This is a genomic window from Parashewanella sp. 2210YD4-3, from assembly GCF_056591735.1.
In genome coordinates this window covers 53554-71441 of record NZ_JBWQOG010000012.1, presented here as the reverse complement: position 1 = coordinate 71441, position 17888 = coordinate 53554, and the positions used below count along the sequence as shown (strand labels likewise).

Annotated in this window: 21 protein-coding genes; 8 read left to right on the top strand and 13 right to left on the bottom strand. The window is 40.3% G+C overall.

The window, feature by feature from the left end; all coding sequences use genetic code 11:
* Position 1: 1 nt before the first annotated feature.
* The gene (locus AC1EU0_RS16125; protein ID WP_480303593.1) at positions 2 to 1039 is read right to left on the bottom strand and encodes a type IV pilus twitching motility protein PilT; all 1038 of its coding nucleotides are present in this window, start codon (positions 1037 to 1039) and stop codon (positions 2 to 4) included.
* Positions 1040 to 1078: 39 nt separating this feature from the next.
* On the opposite strand from AC1EU0_RS16125, the gene AC1EU0_RS16120 reads away from it, so the two are divergent.
* A complete protein-coding gene (locus tag AC1EU0_RS16120; RefSeq protein WP_480303592.1) occupies positions 1079 to 1768 on the top strand; it encodes a YggS family pyridoxal phosphate-dependent enzyme in 690 nt (229 codons plus the stop codon).
* A gap of 119 nt (positions 1769 to 1887) precedes the next feature.
* Here the strand turns inward: AC1EU0_RS16120 and AC1EU0_RS16115 are convergent, their stop codons facing one another.
* Positions 1888 to 2574, bottom strand: coding sequence for a hypothetical protein (locus AC1EU0_RS16115; RefSeq protein ID WP_480303591.1), 687 nt, complete (start codon positions 2572 to 2574; stop codon positions 1888 to 1890).
* A 191-nt stretch (positions 2575 to 2765) separates the two neighbouring features.
* Here AC1EU0_RS16115 and proC point away from each other — a divergent pair, with 191 nt between their 5' ends.
* The 6 genes from proC (at position 2766) to AC1EU0_RS16085 (ending at position 7222) form a co-directional block, all read left to right on the top strand.
* Entirely contained in the window at positions 2766 to 3581 is an 816-nt protein-coding gene (gene proC / locus AC1EU0_RS16110; protein WP_480303590.1) for a pyrroline-5-carboxylate reductase, read from the top strand.
* 71 nt (positions 3582 to 3652) lie between these two features.
* Positions 3653 to 4201 carry a YggT family protein gene (locus AC1EU0_RS16105; RefSeq protein ID WP_480303589.1) on the top strand — a complete coding sequence of 183 codons (549 nt, stop codon included), beginning with the start codon at positions 3653 to 3655 and terminating at the stop codon, positions 4199 to 4201.
* Between the two features lie 100 nt (positions 4202 to 4301).
* Complete coding sequence (locus tag AC1EU0_RS16100; protein ID WP_480303588.1) at positions 4302 to 4736, top strand: DUF4426 domain-containing protein; 435 nt, start codon at positions 4302 to 4304, stop codon at positions 4734 to 4736.
* Positions 4737 to 4865: 129 nt separating this feature from the next.
* Positions 4866 to 5465, top strand: a complete 600-nt coding sequence (rdgB, locus tag AC1EU0_RS16095; protein ID WP_480303587.1) for an RdgB/HAM1 family non-canonical purine NTP pyrophosphatase — start codon at positions 4866 to 4868, stop codon at positions 5463 to 5465.
* 3 nt (positions 5466 to 5468) lie between these two features.
* Positions 5469 to 6605: a radical SAM family heme chaperone HemW gene (hemW, locus tag AC1EU0_RS16090; RefSeq protein WP_480303586.1), complete on the top strand. Its 1137-nt coding sequence runs from the start codon at positions 5469 to 5471 to the stop codon at positions 6603 to 6605.
* A 296-nt stretch (positions 6606 to 6901) separates the two neighbouring features.
* Positions 6902 to 7222 carry a hypothetical protein gene (locus AC1EU0_RS16085; RefSeq protein ID WP_480303585.1) on the top strand — a complete coding sequence of 107 codons (321 nt, stop codon included), beginning with the start codon at positions 6902 to 6904 and terminating at the stop codon, positions 7220 to 7222.
* On the opposite strand, the gene acpS is transcribed toward AC1EU0_RS16085, so the two are convergent.
* Both acpS and pdxJ read right to left on the bottom strand, forming a co-directional pair.
* Positions 7219 to 7599: a holo-ACP synthase gene (acpS, locus tag AC1EU0_RS16080; protein WP_480303584.1), complete on the bottom strand. Its 381-nt coding sequence runs from the start codon at positions 7597 to 7599 to the stop codon at positions 7219 to 7221. The two genes, AC1EU0_RS16085 and acpS, sit on opposite strands and share 4 nt — an antisense overlap.
* Complete coding sequence (gene pdxJ / locus AC1EU0_RS16075) at positions 7599 to 8336, bottom strand: pyridoxine 5'-phosphate synthase (protein ID WP_480303583.1); 738 nt, start codon at positions 8334 to 8336, stop codon at positions 7599 to 7601. The genes acpS and pdxJ overlap by 1 nt, the downstream gene beginning before the upstream one ends.
* A gap of 196 nt (positions 8337 to 8532) precedes the next feature.
* On the opposite strand from pdxJ, the gene AC1EU0_RS16070 reads away from it, so the two are divergent.
* A complete protein-coding gene (locus tag AC1EU0_RS16070; RefSeq protein WP_480303582.1) occupies positions 8533 to 9129 on the top strand; it encodes a hypothetical protein in 597 nt (198 codons plus the stop codon).
* 11 nt (positions 9130 to 9140) lie between these two features.
* Here AC1EU0_RS16070 and recO read toward each other — a convergent pair whose 3' ends face one another.
* From recO to rpoE, 9 genes are all read right to left on the bottom strand, one after another.
* Positions 9141 to 9824: a DNA repair protein RecO gene (gene recO, locus AC1EU0_RS16065; RefSeq protein WP_480303581.1), complete on the bottom strand. Its 684-nt coding sequence runs from the start codon at positions 9822 to 9824 to the stop codon at positions 9141 to 9143.
* 205 nt (positions 9825 to 10029) lie between these two features.
* Positions 10030 to 11037, bottom strand: a complete 1008-nt coding sequence (era, locus tag AC1EU0_RS16060) for a GTPase Era (RefSeq protein WP_480303580.1) — start codon at positions 11035 to 11037, stop codon at positions 10030 to 10032.
* Positions 11034 to 11714, bottom strand: coding sequence for a ribonuclease III (gene rnc, locus AC1EU0_RS16055; protein ID WP_480303579.1), 681 nt, complete (start codon positions 11712 to 11714; stop codon positions 11034 to 11036). The genes era and rnc overlap by 4 nt, the downstream gene beginning before the upstream one ends.
* A 1-nt stretch (position 11715) precedes the next feature.
* The gene (gene lepB / locus AC1EU0_RS16050; protein WP_480303578.1) at positions 11716 to 12630 is read right to left on the bottom strand and encodes a signal peptidase I; all 915 of its coding nucleotides are present in this window, start codon (positions 12628 to 12630) and stop codon (positions 11716 to 11718) included.
* Positions 12631 to 12849: 219 nt separating this feature from the next.
* The gene (gene lepA, locus AC1EU0_RS16045; RefSeq protein ID WP_480303577.1) at positions 12850 to 14640 is read right to left on the bottom strand and encodes a translation elongation factor 4; all 1791 of its coding nucleotides are present in this window, start codon (positions 14638 to 14640) and stop codon (positions 12850 to 12852) included.
* 315 nt (positions 14641 to 14955) lie between these two features.
* The gene (locus tag AC1EU0_RS16040; RefSeq protein ID WP_480303576.1) at positions 14956 to 15447 is read right to left on the bottom strand and encodes a SoxR reducing system RseC family protein; all 492 of its coding nucleotides are present in this window, start codon (positions 15445 to 15447) and stop codon (positions 14956 to 14958) included.
* Between the two features lie 41 nt (positions 15448 to 15488).
* Positions 15489 to 16424: a MucB/RseB C-terminal domain-containing protein gene (locus AC1EU0_RS16035; RefSeq protein ID WP_480303575.1), complete on the bottom strand. Its 936-nt coding sequence runs from the start codon at positions 16422 to 16424 to the stop codon at positions 15489 to 15491.
* A 38-nt stretch (positions 16425 to 16462) separates the two neighbouring features.
* Positions 16463 to 17056: a sigma-E factor negative regulatory protein gene (locus AC1EU0_RS16030; protein ID WP_480303574.1), complete on the bottom strand. Its 594-nt coding sequence runs from the start codon at positions 17054 to 17056 to the stop codon at positions 16463 to 16465.
* A 23-nt stretch (positions 17057 to 17079) separates the two neighbouring features.
* Complete coding sequence (rpoE, locus tag AC1EU0_RS16025) at positions 17080 to 17658, bottom strand: RNA polymerase sigma factor RpoE (protein ID WP_480303573.1); 579 nt, start codon at positions 17656 to 17658, stop codon at positions 17080 to 17082.
* Positions 17659 to 17888: the final 230 nt, after the last annotated feature.

The window sequence follows — 17888 nt, the reverse complement described above, 5'->3', positions numbered from 1 at the left end:
CTTAAAATGAAGTTTGGCTATTAGCGCTTTTCGCTTTAGCACTTTCGCGGCTAATAATGCCTCGGTTGACTAAATTTTGTAAATTTTGATCCAGTGTTTGCATGCCATGAGACATACCCGTTTGGATTGCAGAGAACATTTGTGCAACTTTATCTTCACGGATCAGATTACGGATCGCTGGTGTACCTAGCATAATTTCATGAGCTGCCACACGTCCACCCCCCTCTTTCTTAATCAAAGTTTGAGAAATTACAGCTTGGAGTGATTCAGAAAGCATAGTGCGAACCATATCTTTTTCAGCCGCAGGGAATACATCCACCACACGGTCAATGGTTTTTGCCGCAGATGTGGTATGCAAAGTACCAAAAACCAAGTGACCAGTTTCGGCGGCGGTCATAGCTAAACGTATCGTTTCTAAGTCACGCATTTCACCCACAAGAATGACATCAGGATCTTCACGTAGCGCGCTTCTCAATGCCGCGTTGAAGCTTTGGGTATCACGATGAACTTCTCGTTGATTGATCAAACATTGCTTATTTTCGTGTACAAATTCAATCGGATCTTCAATGGTTAAAATATGCTCTTTACGGCTTTCATTAATATAATCAATCATCGCCGCCAAGGTGGTACTCTTACCTGAACCTGTAGGACCTGTTACCAAAACTAAACCACGAGGAAAGCTAGCTATTTTTTTGAAAATTTCAGGTGCAGCTAACTGCTCTAGGGTTAAAATATCGCTTGGAATGGTACGAAATACTGCACCAGCACCTCGATGTTGATTAAATGCATTAACACGAAAGCGAGCTAGGTTTGGAACTTCGAAAGAAAAGTCGATTTCTAAATGTTCTTCATAGTCTTTGCGCTGCTTATCGTTCATAATGTCGTACACCAAACGCTGTACGTCAGCATGTTCTAATGCAGGTAAGTTAATTTTTCTAACCTCACCATCAACGCGGATCATAGGGGAGACACCCGCTGACAAGTGAAGATCGGAGGCTTTATGCTTGACACTAAAAGCCAATAATTCTGTAATTTCCATAATTAACGATACCTAAAACACTTAGTGAAAAATCACATTATGATAACAATAACTCAGAGGTTGGCACAGACCCTAGATAGGATCAAACTTGCGGCTCAAAAATACCAGCGAGATCCAGCAACTGTCCAACTCTTAGCCGTGAGTAAAACCAAACCTATTTCTGATATTATTCTAGCGTATAAAGTTGGACAAAAGGCGTTTGGTGAGAATTATGTGCAAGAGGGAGTAGAGAAAGTCCAAGCGCTTTCTTCGCAATACCCTGATATTGAGTGGCATTTTATTGGGCCATTACAATCCAATAAAACCAAAGAAGTGGCACAATACTTTGACTGGATGCACACCTTAAGCCGAGAAAAAATCGCTAACCGTCTTAACAATCACCGTTCAAGTGATAAAGCTCCTTTGAATGTTTGTATTCAAGTAAATACTAGTGGTGAGGAAACCAAGTCGGGACTATTGCTTGAGCAAGTTGATGCTCTTGCTGCTGTTATTCAGCAATGTCCCAAATTGAAACTGCGAGGACTTATGGCCATCCCAAGCCATCAAGATGGAACCGATAAATTACATAAAGAACTTTTATCACTTAACGAAAAATACCAGCAGTTACAGCAAAAATATCAAAATATAGACACATTATCTGTAGGCATGAGCCAAGATTTAGAGCCAGCAATTGAACATGGCAGTACAATGGTTCGTATCGGTAGTGCCATTTTTGGTGCTAGAACTTAAATCTTTAAAAATGACGAATACCATTAATCACACATCGGCGAATTAGCAGTATTGAGATAATCGAATGATCACAGTGACAGAAAAGATTGCTCTCCTTCACATAACAGCTGAACTCCCTCTTAGTTTGTTTCAGCTAAAAATTTACCATATGCCTTTTCGAATCGATCGAAAGTACTGTAAGAATTCATGTGCTGCTCTAGCCCTAACATAATTTCATTTTTCCCTGCATCAAAGTGTGTATGAAAATGCTGTTCGGTGCTTTCTTGAGGAATATAATTAAATGAGAACAAACTCTGCACTGAACATAGCGGCTCTCTCGTTACCTCTATCTTTATAGAACCTTTAGGCATTCCGTCAAATTCAATATAACCAGGGACATTACAAATCCTTTTTTGCCCAGACTCGCCTCCCATCAAAAACTCGTAAAAGCTAACATGCACTTGCACCTCAACTACAGAAGTATGCAGCATACTTCTTGCGATTTTCCTCACTCCACCAATATCTCTTAACTGATAAAAATGAAAAAAATGCTTAAGATTAGGATCAGACTCTACTTGCTGGGTACACAACGGCTTAAAGCTAGTACTAGTGCGGTACAATTCTCCACTTCTAAAGAGCTCAGCTGCTTCTATAGTTAGTTCTCTGCTATAGTGTGGAACTTGTTTTATAGCTAAAAGATGGTTAGTAGGAATAGGAAATTTTTTATACTTAGTCCGATCTGAAAAAGCACTTTTGGGCACGAACTCGTGTAAAATAGGCCGAAGATAAACTAGCGCGGCTAAGGCACTTGTATACTCAACACTCACCTTTTATTTACCTTTCTCAGAGTAAGACTATTAGATATTGTCTCTTAAAAAAACTGAACTCCTGCTGAATAGTAAGCAACATCAAAACGGAATTACCTTCGCAAGTGAAAATCAATCGCTTTATATATTAGAATCATCAATTCTAAGGTATTATCATAATCAATATTTCATCTCATTTTCTAATATTTAAAATGACAACAAAAATTTGTTTTATTGGCTCAGGCAACATGACTCGAAGTATCGTGAGTGGATTAGTTACAAGTGGCTACACTCCTGAGTTTATCGAAACCACTAACCCAAGTTTGCCAAAACTTGAAGCGATGAAAGCAGATTTTGGCGTAAAAGTTTCTCAAGACAATGAACAAGCGGTAAAAAATTCAGGTGTTGTTGTACTTGGAGTAAAACCACAATTAATGCAGAGCGTTTGCGAAGCGTTAAGCCATCTTGATTTAAGCCAAAAGCTCATTATCACTATTGCGGCTGGTATTCCTTGCCAACGCTATCACGATTACTTTAAGCAAGAAATCCAGCTTATTCGCACCATGCCAAATACCCCCACACAGATTGGCGTTGGGGTTACGGGTATTTATGCTCCTCAAGGGATTTCTGACACGCAAAAGCAATGTTGTGAATCCATTATGAAAACGGGTGGCGAAGTAGTTTGGGTGAGTAACGAATCCGAGCTTAATCAAGTTATCGCGTTGGCGGGTAGTTCACCGGCTTACTTCTTCTTATTTATGGAAGCCATGATCGAAGCAGGCGAAAAAATGAGCTTACCGAAAGACCAGATCCGATTAATGGTACAGCAGGCTGCTCTTGGCGCCGCAGAAATGGTTAAACAAAATCCAGACATCAGTGCTGCGCAACTTCGACAGAATGTGACCTCTAAAGGCGGTACTACAGCGCAAGCGATTGAAACTTTTGAGCAAGGTGAATTAAGAAGCTTAATTGAGAAAGCAATGACCAATTGCATCAATCGTGCTGAAGAAATGGAAAAACTTTTCTAGAATGTATTGATGAGTCTTGAGAGCCTAACGTTCAAATTTCACGAATATAAAAAAATAAGGTAATAACTTTTATGAATGCAATGACCTTTCTAATAACTACAGTATTTGACCTTTATTTGACCGTCGTCATTTTACGCCTGTGGTTACAATTTGTGCGCGCGGATTTTTATAATCCCTTCTCGCAATTTATTGTAAAAGCGACCCAACCTATTGTGGCACCGATGCGCCGCGTAATACCGGCTATTGCCAGCTTTGATACCGCAACCTTTTTATTAGCCTTAATTGTCGTAACGACAAAAATGGCGCTTCTATCCCTCATAGCCAGTAGCCCCCTAAACTTTTTAGCTATTTCACTGTTTGCACTGGTCTCGGTTATCAAACATGCTGGTCTGTTGCTATTTTGGATGCTACTTATCCGAGCAATTTTAAGCTGGTTTAATCAAGGCTTTAACCCATTCGTAATGGTATTAGACCAATTAACCGAGCCGTTATTAGCACCGATTCGTCGTATTATCCCTCCAATGGGCGGTTTAGATTTATCAGTCCTAATCGTTATTATTGTGCTTCAATTTGTGAATATGCTCTTTTCTCAATACGTTCCTTATTGGGCATTTATTTAAGCCTTTACGAAAATTCGAACTTAGGGAGCAATTAGCTCCCTTTTTTCTATTTGCATCAAAGGGTATACTCACACCACTTAGTCTAATTGAGGTAGGCATTATGCTACGCAAACTTTGTGCTGTACTGTTATTTGCTGTCAGTTTTGTTGGAGTCGCTCATGCCGAGCAAAAAATGCGGGTAGGGAATTTTGATATTCATTACATCGCTTTCGGAAGCACCTTTTTGACACCCACGATTGCTAAAAGTTACGGGCTGAAACGCAGTAACTACAACGGTATCGTAAATATCTCCGTATTAGATACACGTAAAACAGGTAATCCCGCCGTACCCGTCAAAATATCAGGTATCGCATCTAATCTAATGAGTGCACAAATCAATTTAGATTTTAAGGAAATTAAAGACGGCAAAGCCATATACTATATTGCCGAAATCCCTTATCAAGATGACGGAACCATCAATTTTGATATTGATATCAGTAAAGGCAAAGAACTCAATACCAGCTTGAAATTCTCACAAAAGTTTTATGTAAAATAAATCGCTTGGGCTCTTTGACGCCATAGAGCCCAAAATCCCTCTGATGTTTGATTTTTCTCAACGCTTCTTTTCTTTACTTCTCTCACTTCATCAGTATGATCAGCTCACATTTTCTAAAGAGCATTCATTATGAAGACCATCGTTTTAGCTAGCGGTAACAAAGGCAAATTGGCTGAATTTGACCAATTGTTTAATCAACATGGTGTTTCTATCATTCCTCAGAGTGACTTTGCCGTACCAGAAGTAGCTGAAACCGGAACTACCTTTGTCGAGAACGCTATTATTAAAGCTCGACATGCGGCCAAATATGCTAAAGGCGCGGTGATTGCGGATGACTCAGGAATTGAAGTTGATCATCTTCAAGGTCAACCGGGAATATATTCCGCCCGTTACAGTGGAGAAGGTGCGTCTGCTACAAATAATAATAAGAAGCTACTTTCCAAGATGAACGGCGCTAGTAATCGTACAGCCAGATTCCAATGTGTACTTGTGTATATGCGTCATGAGTTAGACCCAACACCAATCATCGCTCAAGCAAGCTGGGAAGGTGAGATTGCTCAATCCCTAAATGGTGAAGGCGGTCATGGTTACGATCCTCTGTTTATTCCTGAAGGTCATACAGAGTCTGCAGCAAGCATGAGTGCAGATGCTAAAAATGCCGTCAGCCACAGAGGTAAAGCGTTACAACAATTGGTTACTCTTCTTAAACAACATGGTGTGATTAACTAAGCTATGCTCACTTTACCTCCGCTTAGTTTATATGTGCATATACCATGGTGTGTGCAAAAGTGCCCATACTGCGATTTTAACTCTCATGGTCAAAAAGGTGAGTTACCCGAAGCTGAATATATTGACGCACTTCTTGAGGACTTATCTCAAGACTTAAAATACGTTCAAGACCGAAAGCTATTCAGTATTTTTATTGGTGGCGGTACACCATCGTTATTTTCTGCCGATGCCATCAAACGATTACTTGATGGTATTCAAGCTCAAATACCATTTGTAGGTGATATTGAAATCACAATGGAAGCGAATCCTGGCACCTTAGAGCATGATAGCTTTAAAGCTTATCGTCAGGCAGGAGTTACTCGTGTATCCATCGGTATTCAAAGCTTTGCTAAAGATAAGCTCAATCTTTTAGGTCGAATTCATAATGACTGTGAAGCTGAAATCGCGGCAAAATCAGCTCACGCTGCTAACTTCAATAGTTTCAATTTAGATTTAATGCATGGTCTGCCAAATCAAAGCTTCGATGAGGCCATGTTTGATATTGAAAAAGCTGCCAGTTTGAACCCTCCACACTTGTCTTGGTATCAACTGACGATTGAACCTAATACTTTGTTCCATTCAAAGCCACCTCAACTACCTGAAGACGAAGCGCTGTGGCACATCTATGAACAAGGACAAAAAAGATTAGCCGAGCTTGGCTATCAGCAGTATGAGATTTCCGCTTATGCAAAAGAAGGTTACCAATGCCGCCATAATCTTAATTACTGGCAGTTTGGTGATTACTTGGGCATTGGTTGTGGTGCTCATGGCAAGGTAACGCTACCTGAAGAAGATAGCATTCTTAGAACAGTAAAAATTAAGCATCCTAAAGGTTATCTCGCAGCAGAAAACTACACCTTTGAAACAACTGAAGTAGAAAAAGATGACCGAGCGCTAGAATATTTAATGAACCGATTTAGGCTCATTTCACCTATTCACAAAACAGAATTTGAGCAACGAACCGGCTTAACCCATTGTGTACTAAATAAAGGAATGGAACTTGCCAAAAATAAGGGGCTGATTATTGAAGATGAGTCGCACTGGCAATTAACCTCCAAAGGACAGATGTTCGTTAACGATTTATTATCTCAATTTTTATGATTGGATAAAATCTTTTCGTACATTATATTTCAGTAGAGTTTTATACTGGAGTTCTCATGCCATTAAAATCGGCATCCACCCTACCCGTTGAAGGTTTAAAGAACTCCCCTAGCCTACTCATAACCTCCCTAATCTCATGATGGACACTCGGATTTGGGAGCTTATCACTCACAACTTCATAATAGTTTTCGACACTACAACATACATCTCTTTTGGTTCTTTGTACTTTCCAAGCGCAAATAAAAAAATGCTAGTAAAGAAGGCAACATCTATACTTAAGATTCATAAAAGGATTTATGGATATTCGCGCTATGGCTATCACTCAAGTTGATGCATTGGTTCACGGAAGTCAGCAATTAGCTGAACATGTATCACAACTCCTACAAGCTTCAAATCAAGCAATTAGCATCGCCGTTATTAATGAAGAAAAATTGGATTCTCGTGTATGGGAGCAAGCATTAACAAATGCTCGTTCAGGCTCTATGGTTATTCAACTTCAAGGGTTAGTAAGTAATATTGAAGATGAAAAAAATTGTTTTAGAGCTTCGCTGGAGCTAAAAGACACCGAAGAGTATATCGATGCCATTCTAGCTCAGAAGGTATATGTAGTTACTTAGCTCTCTAATATCACTGTCGCTGTAGCATAGCGTTTTTCATCAGCAATAGATAAATGTAAGTATTTCCCTGAAATAGTTTCAAATTTTTCTAGAGCACCACCAGTTAACATAAGTTTAGGCGCACCATCTTTGTTATTACTGACATGAATATGCTGAAATGACACGCCTCTACCAATCCCAGTGCCTAAAGCTTTTGCAGCGGCTTCTTTCGCTGCAAATCGTTTAGCGAGATAACGTTGAGGCTGACTATGACTGTTGTAGATATCCAGCTCTATGGGCGTCAGCACTCTTTTTGCTAAACGCTCTCCGGCTTTAGTGTCATGTAACGGAATACGTTCTATTTCAACGATATCCGTTCCTAATCCGATAATGGGCATTAGTCGCCCCTGCGCCCTTCAACCATCAGCTGCTTCATATCTCGTACCGCTTTGTCAAGACCATCAATGGCAGCACGCGCAATAATTGCATGACCGATATTCAGTTCGTACAATTCAGGAATTGCCGCTATCGGTTTGACATTGTGGTAATTCAATCCATGACCAGCATTAACGATTAAGCCTTTTGAATGCGCATAAGTCGCCATTTTTTGAATGCGCTGCAATTCCGCTTTTTCTTCTGTATCGGACTCGGCATCGGCATAACAACCAGTATGAAGTTCAATATAAGGCGCACCCGAAGCGACGGCTGCATCAATTTGTTCGGCATCAGCATCAATAAACAAAGACACCTTGATACCAACAGCTGCTAAGCGTTTTACTGCATCAGTGATTTTATCAAGCTGTCCCGCAACATCTAAACCACCTTCGGTAGTCAACTCTTCTCGCTTTTCAGGAACCAAGCAAACATAAGTTGGTTTAACTTCACAAGCGATATTGATCATCTCTTCTGTCACTGCGCACTCAAAGTTCATACGAGTTTGCAATGTCTTAGCTAATAGATAGATATCTCTATCTACAATGTGACGACGGTCTTCTCGTAGGTGAACTGTAATGCCTTCTGCTCCTGCATGCTCAGCTACAGCTGCTGCGTGAACCGGATCAGGGAAATCCGTCCCTCTTGCATTTCGAATAGTGGCAATGTGATCGATATTTACGCCTAATAAAATTCTGCTCATGGTTTCCTTTCTATATTCAAACGGCTTATTAAAACATTTTATCTTTAAATGGTATTGAAATCAGTAGATGAGCAGCTTTCTCTTCAATAAATTTATGAGATTCATTTTTAAATTATGGATTTATTTTGATTAATATACCTTCTAATTTATGGATGGACTGTTACCCTAGGTTAATTAGCTCCTACTTTAAGTCTATATGAGCACTGAACTAAATATTTCAGCAATCCGTCTCCCTCCAATCTCGACATTTTTTACTGCTGAAAGTAGTGAGGATTTGGCACAAAATTCGGACTATTTTCAACCTATTGAAATATCCTCTGAGAACTCTCAAAGCCTATCTTTTTTTCTTGTATATCCGAACATCTTACCTAAGGAGAACGATTCAAAGAGACTATTTCACCAAAATTCAAGCGCTGGTCTGCCGCACATCGGGAGTGCTCAATATTCATCTCAACATATTAATAGGTGGGCAAGTGATGCTATTCAAATAGGAAAACTAACAGCTAGACTTACAGAGAAAGAAGTGCCCCACTCAACTAATCATCCGAACAGCAGTGGCGTAAACGTTTTTGAAAACTCAGATGATATGGACCTTTCAGGTGATGAAGAACTAAATGCAGAAGAAGATCTTGCACTGTACCGTTTGTACGGTGCGATTCAAGAGTGTCAGCAGCAATTAGATAGCATGGAGGATGAAAATTCCACTTTAATACAAGAGGTATTAGACAGATTTCATTCTTCAGGTGATGAAACTGAACATGAAGAAACTCAAGGCGAACAGCATTCTGGCTAGAGGCCTCTCGTTTATTTTGAAAACTTCTGCGCAAAGAGTTTGCGGCTTACTAGAGGTTTATTGCCCAAAAGAGGCTGCAGAATTTGCCGCATTAAATACTTTAAGTCTTTGTAATGATGTTCTGAAATCACATTATCTCTTAAAGCCAATAGAGATGCGCCTGAATAACTATTGTTCATTTTAGTATTTAAGTAAGGGCGAAAGCCTTCTTCTTCAAAAAACCGATAAAAGATATTTGGTTCTAACGGTTCGCCTGTACTGTCATGTCGTAAACTCGGCATAATACCTAGCTCTTGTAATAATTCATATTCAAAGAGTCTTAAGTGAATTTGGTCAAACTGTTTGGCTAACTCTATGAGAGTACTGTGATAACTCTGAAATAAGGAATGGGTTTCATGATGAGCTGATAATACTCTTACCAATAACTCATTGAGATACATACCCGAGTAAAGGGATTCGGCTTGAAGTGGAATCGCGGGAGCGGCTGCCTCAACCTGAGTTAGGTTCTTTAACGCCCCTTTACCAGAAAGATTAAAAATAAGCGGCTGAAACGGCTGAATAATGGCTTTATTTGAACGCTTACCACTACCTACTCTGGCAACGGCATCAATTCTTCCATGACCATCAACCAATAAGTTGACTAAAGCCTGAGCTTCTTTGTATGGTCGATGATGTAAGATATAGCCGCGTTCCATTTAGCTCCTTTTTACACCTCTGGTTAAACCAAATATGCCTTATGTGTGAATTACGAAAAACTAAAGAAATCCAGCGAGGAGCAATCGTGTGATAAGACAACCGTCCGTGACAGGATGTCACGGTCGTCAGCACATGGATGTGCGTTTCAGTTGGTGTTTACACTATTGCTCATTTTTCATGCAAATTAATCCAATCTAAAATAAGTTACTCTTCACCATATCCTAAACTACGAAGCGCACGTTCATCATCCGCCCAACCGGATTTTACTTTTACCCATGTTTCTAAGAACACTTTGTTATCAAAAAGCTTTTCCATGTCTTTTCTGGCTTCGGTAGAAATAGTACGAATACGTTCACCTTTGTTTCCAATAACCATGCGCTTTTGACCTTTACGTTCAACCAAGATCAAAGCATTGATGTGATAAACACCATTTTCCATCAAAGCAAATTGCTCAATTTCTACAGTGACATCGTAAGGTAATTCATCACCTAAAAAACGTATCAGTTTTTCACGAACGATTTCAGAAGCCATAAAACGTTGGCTACGGTCAGTGACATAATCTTCAGGAAAATAGAACGGGCACTCGGGCAGCGTTTTTTCAGCCATATTCACGATGCGTTCAACATTGGTACCATGCTTAGCAGAAATCGGTAAAATTTCATCGAAGTCAGCTTTAGACGCTAATTGTTCAAGATACGGGAACAAATCATACTTTTCCTTGATTTGATCAACCTTGTTCACAGCTAGCACCAGCTTACGCTCTGGATCTTTGCCACCACGAGTCAGCTTTTGCAAAACCATGTCGTCGTCAGCGGTCCAGTTCATGCCATCCACAAGGAAAACAACCATGCTAACATCGGCTAAAGAGCTCGATGCCGCGCGATTCATTAAACGGTTAATGGCTCGCTTTTCTTCAATATGAAGACCTGGTGTATCAACAAACACGATTTGTTTATTTTCTTGAGTATGAATACCCATAATACGATGGCGAGTGGTCTGTGGCTTACGGGAAGTAATACTCACCTTCTGACCCAATAATTGGTTCAACAATGTGGATTTACCCACGTTAGGGCGACCAACAATCGCAACCATTCCACAGTAGGTAACTTCGTATTCTTGCTCTGCAGAAGAAGGCTTACTAATTTGTGCCAGTAATTCATCTAAACTCGGTTCAGCTGATACTACATCTGGCTTATCTTGGTTTTGGCTCATTTCTTTATTATTTCCAACATTTGAGCTGCGGCTTGCTGTTCCGCTTTTCTTCGAGAGCCACCAACCCCAACAACAGGATTAACAACACCTTCAATTCGACACTCTACGGTAAAGGTTTGATCGTGCGCCTCACCTTTAATATCAATCACCTGGTAATCGGGCAATGGTTTCTTATGCCCTTGCAAATACTCTTGCAATAGAGTTTTAGGGTCTTTTTGATTGATACCGGGCTTAATTTCTTGCAAGCGCTTTTCATACCAGCTCAGTAATAATTTACGGCAAGTTTCAAGATCAGAATCAAGATAAATTGCACCGATAATAGCTTCTACAGCATCAGCAAGAATCGATTCACGGCGGAAACCTCCGCTTTTTAATTCACCTGGACCAAGTTTTAAGTAATCGCCCAAATTGAATTCTTGGGCAATAACCGCCAACGTATCACCTCTTACCAAAGAAGCTCGCATACGGCTAAGGTCGCCTTCTGTTGCTTTTGGAAATTGATGATACAAGGCATCAGAAATAACGATAGATAAAATAGAGTCCCCTAAGAACTCTAATCTTTCATTATGCTTATGGGCAGCACTGCGATGTGTCAGTGCCTGAGAAAGTAAATCAGACTGTTCAAATTCATACCCTAAAGTACGAAGCAAACGCTCTCGATTGTGCGAAGATCTCATACTACTTTAATCCGCCGACGCGATTGAAACGGACACCTGTTGGTACCCATTTTGGTAAAAAGTCTGCATCCGTGCGATCAAATTCGAAACTAATCCAAATAGCTACGGCTTTACCCACTAAATTAGCTTCTGGTACAAAGCCCCAAAAACGACTATCAAGGCTATTGTCACGATTATCACCCATCATGAAATATTGACCTTTGGGTACAATAAACTCATATGGCTGAGTGTTTGGTTGTCTAAAGTATGCTTGCAGCATTTCGCCACGAGCAGGGTTAATCAAAATATCATGATCAACTTTGCCAAGGTGTTCGGTATATCGCAACATTGGGAAACCATCTTGACTAAATTCACCACGATTAACTTCGGTGCGGTCAACAATTTCTAAACCCGGACACCTCTTTTCACCTTCTTTACAAGCAGGTTGAATATAGAGATGCTTGTTACGGTAAACCACCCTATCTCCGGGAAGACCAATCACTCGTTTGATGTAGTCTACTTTTGGATTTTCAGGGTATTTAAATACCGCTATATCCCCTCGTTTCGGCTCACCAGTTTCAACAAGCTTAGCTCGCCATACAGGGTCTTTAATGCCGTAGGAAAACTTTTCAACCAGAATAAAATCACCAACCAATAAGGTTGGCATCATAGAGCCTGATGGAATTTGAAACGGTTCATATAAAAACGAACGCAACACAAGCACAAAAGCGATAACAGGAAAAATAGAATGAGCTGTTTCAACTACCACAGGCTCTTGAAGAATTTTTTCTTTCGCTTCATCAGTTAACGCTTTTTTTTGTTCAGCAATTGCTAATGCTTGCTTTCTTTTAGGGGCAAACATAAATGCATCTATTGCCCATATTAATCCTGAAACTAAGGTAACGATAACAAGAATGATTGAAAAATAAGCTGCCATGTGGATTTATTACTCCGGCTGTTAATTAATTCAGATGATTAATGGATTGTTTTTATTAATAAAGGTTCAAGGTTAAGTGTAAGCGAATGCAACAAGAAACTAAACTAAACATGAAAGATAATCTGCTTGTTCAATTTCAAAGGTTGCCAAAACCTTAACTATCAACAAACCATCTAATAAAGTATCAAAGCGCCCCTTAGGGCGCTTCTATCATGTAGATTAATCGTTAAGCTTTAACACGGCTAAGAAAGCTTCTTGTGGAACTTCAACGTTACCCACTTGTTTCATTCGCTTCTTACCTTCTTTCTGCTTTTGTAGCAGTTTCTTCTTACGAGATACGTCACCGCCGTAACATTTTGCAGTTACGTCTTTACGCATTGCTTTAATATTAGAACGCGCCACAATCTGGCTTCCCACCGCTGCTTGAATTGCAATATCAAACATCTGTCTTGGGATTAGCTCTTTCATCTTCTCAACAAGCGCAATACCTTTGTGACGGATCAATGAGCGATGGATGATCAACGCCAATGCATCAACACGGTCGCCATTAATCAATACATCTAAGCGCACCATATCTGCTGGCTCAAAACGCACAAAGTTGTATTCAAGTGATGCATAACCACGGCTGGTTGATTTCAGACGGTCAAAGAAGTCCATAACGACTTCAGCCATTGGAATATCGTAAGTAATCGCCACTTGGTTACCGTGATACACCATGTTCTTCTGAACACCACGTTTTTCAACACAAAGCGTAATGACGTTACCAAGGTAATCTTTTGGCACTAGAATATTGGCTTCAACAATCGGCTCACGCATTTCTGCAATGGTGTTGATTGCAGGTAAATCAGATGGGTTATCAACATAAACCACTTCACCACTATTCTTTTCAACTTCATACACTACGGTAGGTGCCGTGGTGATCAAATCAAGATTGTATTCACGCTCTAGACGCTCTTGAATAATCTCCATGTGAAGTAGACCAAGGTAACCAATACGGAAACCGAAGCCTAATGCTGAGGAATTTTCTGGTTCAAATTCAAGTGATGCATCATTCAAGCTCAGCTTGTTCAATGCGTCACGGAAGTTTTCAAATTCATCGGTAGAAATCGGGAATACACCTGCATAAACCTGCGGAGTAACCTTTTTAAATCCGGGTAATGCCTCTTCAGCACCGTGTTTTGCATGAGTTAGCGTATCACCTACTGGTGCACCGTGAATGTCTTTAAGACCCGCGATAACAAAGCCTACTTCGCCTGTTTTAAGCTCAGGCATATCCGTTTGTTTTGGCGTGAAGATACCAACACGATCAGCAGTATGCGTTTGACCGGTCGACATGACTTTAAACTTATCACCTTTCTTAAGTACACCGTTTTTAATACGTACTAAAGAAACAACACCTAAGTAGCTATCAAACCAAGAGTCAATGATCAGTGCCTGTAATGGGCCTTCTGGATCACCTTCAGGAGCTGGAACTTCAGATACAATTTCTTCTAAAACTTCTTCAATACCAATACCGGTTTTAGCAGAACAACGAACCGCTTCCATCGCTTCGATACCAACAATATCTTCAATTTCTTCAGCTACACGCTCTGGATCAGCTTGAGGTAAGTCGATTTTGTTAAGGATTGGAACAACGTGCAAGTCCATTTCTAATGCGGTATAGCAGTTTGCAAGCGTTTGAGCTTCAACACCTTGGCCTGCATCAACCACCAGCAGTGCGCCTTCACATGCTGCAAGAGAGCGAGAAACTTCATATGAAAAGTCAACGTGACCTGGAGTATCAATAAAGTTCAGCTGATAAGTTTCACCATCTTTGGCTTTATAATTTAGAGTAACACTCTGAGCTTTAATAGTAATTCCACGTTCGCGCTCAATATCCATTGAGTCAAGAACTTGAGCCGCCATCTCACGATCGCTTAAGCCGTCGCAATATTGGATAAGGCGGTCTGATAGGGTAGATTTTCCGTGGTCGATATGGGCAATAATCGAAAAGTTTCTAATATTCTTCATTCTAATGCTGCGTTAATACTCTATTCAGTGCTAAGAAAAATAGGTGTTACTTCAGAATGCTCACCTAGGCTAGGTGCCGAAACACATGTAATACCATTCGTACCAATTAACTATGCCTGAGAAGAAGCATTAGCTTTGAAACTACATCGTTGCAATTCCTCACCATAGCTACGGCTATGATTCGTCATTACGCCTTGTATTTCCTTTGCTAACGCTCCTCTATAAACACAGTTAATTGATGTGAATGGTATAAGCTGCATTTTGAAGTAACACAATAAAGGGCTGAATTGTACCTGATTGCGGCAAAGATACCAATTAGGAGTTTGTCTGCGGAGTATTAATTGAATGACCAAGGCGTTCAACAATCACTGGACTGGCTTCTAGTTCAAGCTCTTTGGCTTTTTTACGGCCTAAAAACCATGCTATCACAGCTCCAAAACCGCCAAAGATAATGGCAGGTAGATCACCAGAATGAGAGCTAAAAGTAATCAGTTCTAAACGAACGAAAAACAGAGTCGCTAATCCAGCCATAATAAAAAATCCCACTAACGGTAATAAATACACTAAAGCAGCGGCTTTAAGAATGACCGACTCTGGCAAGCCAATTTTCACGAGTTCATCAGGCTGTAATTCAAGGTTTGTTTGAAGAGAAAACACTTGAGTTTTAGGAGTAAAAGCTTTGGCCACAGCAGAAGTACCACAAGACTCCTCATTATGGCAACTATGGCAAGCACTTTTGCTCTCCACTTCTACCATAACCCAACCATCTTTCGCCGCAGAGACTACTTTGGCTTTTTCTTCCATCATAATTGATTACTCATGATTAATACCAATTACAGTAATTGGTATTAATTGTCTAGTCGCAAGCTTTTCGCTATCTCAACTAATGTCTTTGACGGTGCCTGCCCGACAACAACGACTTCAGCATCACCAACGCGCTCAGTAACAATCGCCATACCATTTTGTGAGGTTAACTCAGTTGGTAACTCAGTAGTTTTGGACTCTGAAATATAAACGGAAATGTTAGCGAGACCATCTGTAAGGCCTATATATTCTACTGGTTCACGGCTACCATAAAGTCTGTGATGATCACGAGTTTTTACCTTAAATCCTTTCGGAAGCCAAGTAAATTTCCAGTTATAAGTTTGTTTTTGAGGGCTGATAATTCTAGCACTTGGCCACTGTCGTTTTAATGCTTCCTTTAGAATTTCGGGAGTAGCATCGAACTGGCCAATTTCAACCACCATCAATTGTTGAAGTAAATTTTTATCAACACTTACGGTATCCATTCTAAGTGGAAGGAAATTATCCATGTCTAACCATACGCGGTAACTGAAGCGGTTATTATCTTTTGAAATAATTCTAACCAACTGTCCTGGCCGACCAGCGATTCTTGCTCGGCCACCGAGAACAAACTGGTAACTATGACTTAAAATATCGAGGTTGCTAGTAAATGCAGCAGGCCACAATCCTTCAATGCGCTTAGAAAAAATACTATAAGGCGTTTGATCATGTTCAATGAAAGTAACAGTATTGCCGATGCGAACCGCTTTCTGAGGAGGACCATTAAGGTATTCTAGAAAAGCAACTTCCTTATTATCCACTTTGTCATGCAAGTATACTAAAGGGCGTATATGCCCAGCCTGAACTTGCACCATGGAAGCCTTGTATCCTTGATGCTGTAAAGCTTGGCTCATGTTTTCAAGCCAAGCTTTAGCTGTCATTTCGTTTTGTGCTAATGCGGGCAAAGCAACGAGCGACAGAAAAATCAAAATATTGCGCAAACTTACTCCTAAATTAGGGTACGCCCTAAAAATGTCACTTAATTATCTGAATTTTGCGACAAACTACTATTACTGTTCAACCTTTGTTGCAATAAATGATCTTGTAAGTAAGCATTAATACGTCGGCGTTGTTCTTGCAATTGCTCGTTATATTCTTGTGCAGAAACGGCATGCGAACTAGGCTCTGCTTGCAAACTTACCGGAGAAGCACTCCCCATGATGGGTAATGTATTCAACACGGGTGATGGGTGATTCTCTTGCTCTGCTTGCTGGTAATTCTGTACACCGATAACTGCCATTACCGCTACAGATGCCGCTATTGCATATTGACCAACTTGCTTAAACAGAGGCACAACTTTAGCGTTGGCAACTAAAGGTTCTTCAACAGTCACTTTAGTTTCTGGCGCTTGAGGAACGAGAAGTTCAGGCTCATTTTCCAGCGCACTGGCAATACCAGTAGTTAAATCTAAAGGCATGGCATCTGGAAGCTCGTCACGAATTGCATCACCAATTAGATGGTAATTACACCACTTGTCTTGTGCATGGCTATCGTTGCTAAGTGCTTTTATCGCCTGTTCGTCAATATCGCCATCTACGGCAGCCGATAACCACTCTTGATCTAACTTATCCATTAGTCACCTATCTAAATTCCAACTTATCTTTCCAAAAGAGGTTGGAGCATTTTGTCTACAGCTTCACGAGCTCTGAAAATTCTTGAACGTACCGTTCCGACAGGACACTCCATAATATTTGAAATATCCTCGTAACTCATTCCTTCCAGTTCTCTTAACGTTAACGCCATTCTAAGTTCTTCTGGTAATGTCTCCAGTGTATCAAAAATTACTTTTTTGATTTCACCTGATAACATCAAGCGCTCCGGAGATGCGAACTCTTTAAGGGCGTCGCTACCATCATAAAACTCTGCTTCTTCCGCATCGATATCATTTGCTGGGGCCTTACGCCCCTGCGATACCAAATGGTTTTTCGCCGTATTAACTGCAATTCGATACAACCAAGTATAAAATGCACTATCACCACGAAAGTTCGCTAGTGCTCGGTAGGCTTTGATGAATGCCTCTTGGGCAACATCCGCCACATCAGCTTGATTTCGAACATAACGAGAAATCAAGTTAATGACCTTGCTCTGATACTTTTGAACCAACAGGTTATAAGCTTGCTTATCACCTCGCTGCACGCGCTCTATGATTATTTGATCACTATTCTGTCCACTCATTCGAGCCGACTACTCCTCAATCTACTTGCTGACAATATATAGTCGCTCGAAGTGTGTTTTTGCTACTTGCACTTCAATAGACATACGCCTTTTCAATTAGTTCACTTGGATCATAAAAAATATGGTTTACTTGTTAAAAAAATTAGATCCTAGTCACTATTTTATCTTGTTACTTGCACCCTACTAACCCCTTATGATTGTTATCACAAGTTTGCATGTCAGTTATATGT

Coding starts and splice junctions, on each gene's coding strand:
- recO (WP_480303581.1), bottom strand. CDS start 9,824: ATGGAACGCGGCTATATCTTACATCATCGACCATACAAAGAAGCTCAG.
- AC1EU0_RS16085 (WP_480303585.1), top strand. CDS start 6,902: ATGGATATTCGCGCTATGGCTATCACTCAAGTTGATGCATTGGTTCAC.
- proC (WP_480303590.1), top strand. CDS start 2,766: ATGACAACAAAAATTTGTTTTATTGGCTCAGGCAACATGACTCGAAGT.
- AC1EU0_RS16070 (WP_480303582.1), top strand. CDS start 8,533: ATGAGCACTGAACTAAATATTTCAGCAATCCGTCTCCCTCCAATCTCG.
- lepA (WP_480303577.1), bottom strand. CDS start 14,640: ATGAAGAATATTAGAAACTTTTCGATTATTGCCCATATCGACCACGGA.
- AC1EU0_RS16100 (WP_480303588.1), top strand. CDS start 4,302: ATGCTACGCAAACTTTGTGCTGTACTGTTATTTGCTGTCAGTTTTGTT.
- AC1EU0_RS16040 (WP_480303576.1), bottom strand. CDS start 15,447: ATGATGGAAGAAAAAGCCAAAGTAGTCTCTGCGGCGAAAGATGGTTGG.
- lepB (WP_480303578.1), bottom strand. CDS start 12,630: ATGGCAGCTTATTTTTCAATCATTCTTGTTATCGTTACCTTAGTTTCA.
- acpS (WP_480303584.1), bottom strand. CDS start 7,599: ATGCCCATTATCGGATTAGGAACGGATATCGTTGAAATAGAACGTATT.
- era (WP_480303580.1), bottom strand. CDS start 11,037: ATGAGCCAAAACCAAGATAAGCCAGATGTAGTATCAGCTGAACCGAGT.
- rpoE (WP_480303573.1), bottom strand. CDS start 17,658: ATGAGTGGACAGAATAGTGATCAAATAATCATAGAGCGCGTGCAGCGA.
- hemW (WP_480303586.1), top strand. CDS start 5,469: ATGCTCACTTTACCTCCGCTTAGTTTATATGTGCATATACCATGGTGT.
- pdxJ (WP_480303583.1), bottom strand. CDS start 8,336: ATGAGCAGAATTTTATTAGGCGTAAATATCGATCACATTGCCACTATT.
- AC1EU0_RS16125 (WP_480303593.1), bottom strand. CDS start 1,039: ATGGAAATTACAGAATTATTGGCTTTTAGTGTCAAGCATAAAGCCTCC.
- rdgB (WP_480303587.1), top strand. CDS start 4,866: ATGAAGACCATCGTTTTAGCTAGCGGTAACAAAGGCAAATTGGCTGAA.
- AC1EU0_RS16120 (WP_480303592.1), top strand. CDS start 1,079: ATGATAACAATAACTCAGAGGTTGGCACAGACCCTAGATAGGATCAAA.
- rnc (WP_480303579.1), bottom strand. CDS start 11,714: ATGAGATCTTCGCACAATCGAGAGCGTTTGCTTCGTACTTTAGGGTAT.
- AC1EU0_RS16030 (WP_480303574.1), bottom strand. CDS start 17,056: ATGGATAAGTTAGATCAAGAGTGGTTATCGGCTGCCGTAGATGGCGAT.
- AC1EU0_RS16105 (WP_480303589.1), top strand. CDS start 3,653: ATGAATGCAATGACCTTTCTAATAACTACAGTATTTGACCTTTATTTG.